At 65.8% G+C, this 3,394-nt stretch carries 4 protein-coding genes; all 4 read left to right on the forward strand.

Going from position 1 to position 3,394, the window contains the following annotated elements; translation table 11 throughout:
• Positions 1 to 141: 141 nt before the first annotated feature.
• Positions 142 to 678 (forward strand): N-acetyltransferase, encoded by a 537-nt coding sequence (locus EN879_RS28830; protein ID WP_013529917.1) that lies wholly within the window; start codon positions 142 to 144, stop codon positions 676 to 678.
• 60 nt (positions 679 to 738) lie between these two features.
• Positions 739 to 1,500 carry a 3-hydroxyacyl-CoA dehydrogenase gene (locus EN879_RS28835; RefSeq protein WP_027162200.1) on the forward strand — a complete coding sequence of 254 codons (762 nt, stop codon included), beginning with the start codon at positions 739 to 741 and terminating at the stop codon, positions 1,498 to 1,500.
• Positions 1,501 to 1,507: 7 nt separating this feature from the next.
• Complete coding sequence (locus EN879_RS28840) at positions 1,508 to 2,683, forward strand: CaiB/BaiF CoA-transferase family protein (RefSeq protein WP_063168871.1); 1,176 nt, start codon at positions 1,508 to 1,510, stop codon at positions 2,681 to 2,683.
• A 31-nt stretch (positions 2,684 to 2,714) separates the two neighbouring features.
• Positions 2,715 to 3,394: HugZ family protein (locus EN879_RS28845; protein ID WP_164774635.1), on the forward strand; the 680-nt coding region annotated here is incomplete at its 3' end.

Here is a 3,394-nt window from a genome sequence, read left to right on the forward strand (position 1 = left end):
CTAGCGGACAATCCGCATGTTCGACTTTGCTTTGATCCGGTTTGACCGACGACGAAAGGGCGCCCGCGCTTGATGAAGCGCTGACTGGCGAATGCTGCCGTTTGCAGCAACCTTTCCTCCTTGTACCGGACCGCAAAGACCATGAGCCTTGCCGACGTGAAATACCTGCCGGAAACCCCGGCGCACGACCCCGAGATCGAAGCCATCAACGACGAAGCCTTCGGGCCCGGCCGCTTTGTGCTGGCCGCCTACAAGATTCGTGAGGCCGGAGGGCACGAGCGCTCGCTGTCCTTTGTCGCCGTCAATGGCGACATCGTCGTCGCCTCGGTGCGCATGACCCGCATCGCCGCCGGTGCCGGCCGCGCATTGATGCTCGGGCCGCTCGCCGTGCGGCCGGCCTTCAAGAATCTCGGCATCGGCCGCCGGCTGGTGGCGATCGCGCTGGAGGCCGCTGCCCGGGCCGGCGCACCTGCCGTCATGCTGGTCGGTGACGAGCCCTATTACGGGCCGCTCGGTTTCAAGCGGATTCCGCGCGGCCAGATTTCGATGCCGCGCCCCGTCGACCTCGACCGGCTGCTGTCGCACGAGATCGCGCCGGGCGCGGTCGCCAGGCTCTTGGGCGAGGTCTGCCACGCCGATCAGGCCAGGGTGACCGATCCTACCGCGGCGATGGCTTGACCTTTCCCATCGATCTGGCGCCTGATCCGTCCACTGTTCCTGAGATCAAAGGATGACGTCATGAACCCGAACGGCCAGATCGCGATCGTCACCGGCGGCGGCTCCGGCCTTGGCGAGGCAACGGCGCGCGCGCTGGCCACCAAGGGAGCCCGCGTCGCCATCTTCGATGTCGGTATTGACCGCGCGGTCAAGGTCGCGGCCGAGATCGGCGGTATTGCCGTCCAATGCGACGTCAGCAGCGCCGACAGTGGGACTGCTGCCCTCGCCGACGTCGCCGCCAAGCTTGGCGAGCCGCGTATCCTGATCAATTGCGCCGGCATCGCCATCGGTGTGAAGACGATCGGCAAGGATGGTCCCCATCCGCTTGATCAGTACCGCAAGGTGATCGAGGTCAATCTGATCGGCACGTTCAACATGATCCGCCTCGTCGCCGAACGCGCGTCGAAGCTCGAGCCGCTGCCGGGCGGCGAGCGCGGCGTCATTGTCAACACCGCTTCGGTTGCCGCCTATGATGGCCAGATCGGGCAGGCCGCCTATGCGGCGTCCAAGGGCGGCGTCGTCGGCATGACGCTGCCGGTGGCGCGCGACCTTGCCCGTTCCGGCATCCGCGTCTGCACCATCGCTCCCGGCATCTTCAAGACGCCGATGATGGCCGGCATGCCGCAAGAGGTGCAGGATTCACTGGGCGCCGCCGTGCCGTTCCCGTCGCGCCTGGGCGAACCGTCCGAATATGCCGCTCTCGCCCTGCACATCATCGAGAACCAGATGCTGAACGGCGAGACCATTCGCCTCGACGGCGCCATTCGCATGGCGCCGAAATAAACCGGTCATGAGCGCCGGCCTGTCCGCTGCCGCTAAAACCGGTCCGCTGACCGGGCTGAAGGTGATCGAGATGGCCGGGCTCGGCGCCGTGCCGCTGGCCGGCCTGATGCTGTCGGAGATGGGCGCGCAACTGTTGCGCATCGAACGGGCGGGGACGAGCCAGCTCCTGCCGCTGCCGGATGAGTATAACATCGACCGCCATGGCCGCGCCGTGCTGCGCCTCGACCTGAAGCGCCGTGAAGGCACCGATCTGTTGCTGCGCCTTGCCGAAAAGGCGGACATGTTGCTCGAAGGCTTTCGCCCGGGCGTCATGGAACGGCTCGGCCTCGGCCCGGAAACGGTGCTGGTGCGTAACCCGGCGCTGATCTACGGCCGTATGACCGGCTTCGGCCAGGGCGGTCCGCTCGCCGGCCGCGCCGGCCATGACATAACCTACCTCGCCTATAGCGGCGTGCTGCACGCCATCGGCCATGCCGGCGGCCGTCCCGTCACGCCGCTCAACCTCGTTGCAGACTATGGCGGTGGCGCCATGATGCTGATTGCCGGTGTGCTGGCCGCCCTGTTCCAACGTTCGCGCACGGGCAAGGGTGAAGTTATCGACGCCGCGATGGTCGATGGCGCCTCGATGCTGGCGGTGCCCCTGCACGCCTTGATGGCGGCCGGCTTGTGGAGCGACAAGCGTGGCGCGAACCTGCTCGATTCCGGCGCCCCGTTCTACGACACCTATGAGACGTCGGACGGACGTCATATCGCCATCGGTTGTCTCGAGCCGCAATTCTTCGCCGAATTCGCGAGGCTGCTGCCGCTCGACGAGTGCTTTGCATCCGGCCAGTACGACAAGGCCCTGTGGCCGCCGATGCGCGCCGCCATTGCCGATCGGATCCGGCAGAAACCACGCGACGACTGGGACCGGTTGTTCGCGCAAACCGATGCCTGCGTTGCACCCGTTCTGTCGCTGCAAGAGGCAAAGCACCACCCGCACAATCGGGCACGCAACGCCTCTGTGACGGCAGGTGCATTTGAGCGCCCGGCCCCGGCCCCGCGTTTCTCGAGTTCGCAACCGACATTGGCCACTATGCCCGGCGATGAGGATTTGTTGCCGTCGACAACGCTGGCACGTTTCGGCTTTGCGAAAGCCGAGATCGACGACCTTGTCAAATCCGGCTTGCTGACCGATAACTAGAGAACAAAAATCAACTTACTGCGGTGCTGCCTTGGACGACCCGAAGAAGGACGTGATCCGTGAGACGGACGCCGAAGCGATCCGGCTGGCGAAGACGCTTCTGCGCAGCGCCCGCTTTGGCGCCCTGGCGGTGATCGAACCGCAAACCGGCTCGCCGCTGGCCAGCAGGGTTGGCGTGGCCACCGACATCGACGGCGCACCGCTGATCCTGGTGTCGATGCTTTCGGCGCACACCGGCGCGCTGCTTGCCGACCCGCGCTGTTCCCTGTTGCTCGGCGAACCAGGCAAGGGCGACCCGCTGGCGCACCCGCGCCTGACACTGGTCTGCCAGGCGGTAAGGATCGAGCGCGGATCGGCCGAACACGCCCGCACCGAGCGCCGTTACCTCAATCACAATGCCAGGGCGAAACTTTACGCCGGTCTCGGTGACTTTTCGATCTTTCGCCTCGATCCGCAACGCGCCAGCCTCAACGGCGGCTTCGGCAAGGCCTATCAGCTCGACCGATCGGATCTGCTCGCCAGCGGACCGGTCGTCGAGGAACTCGCGGCGCGCGAACAATCGGCCATCGACCACATGAACGCCGACCATCTCGACGCGATCGCCGTTTACGCACAGCATTTCGCCAAAGTATCCGGCAACGGCTGGCGTATTGCCGGATTCGATGCCGATGGCATGGATCTGGTGTCGGGCGACGGCGCTTGCCGGGTCTT

This window comes from Mesorhizobium sp. M7A.F.Ca.AU.002.02.1.1 (assembly GCF_003998535.1).
Lineage (GTDB): Bacteria > Pseudomonadota > Alphaproteobacteria > Rhizobiales > Rhizobiaceae > Mesorhizobium > Mesorhizobium ciceri.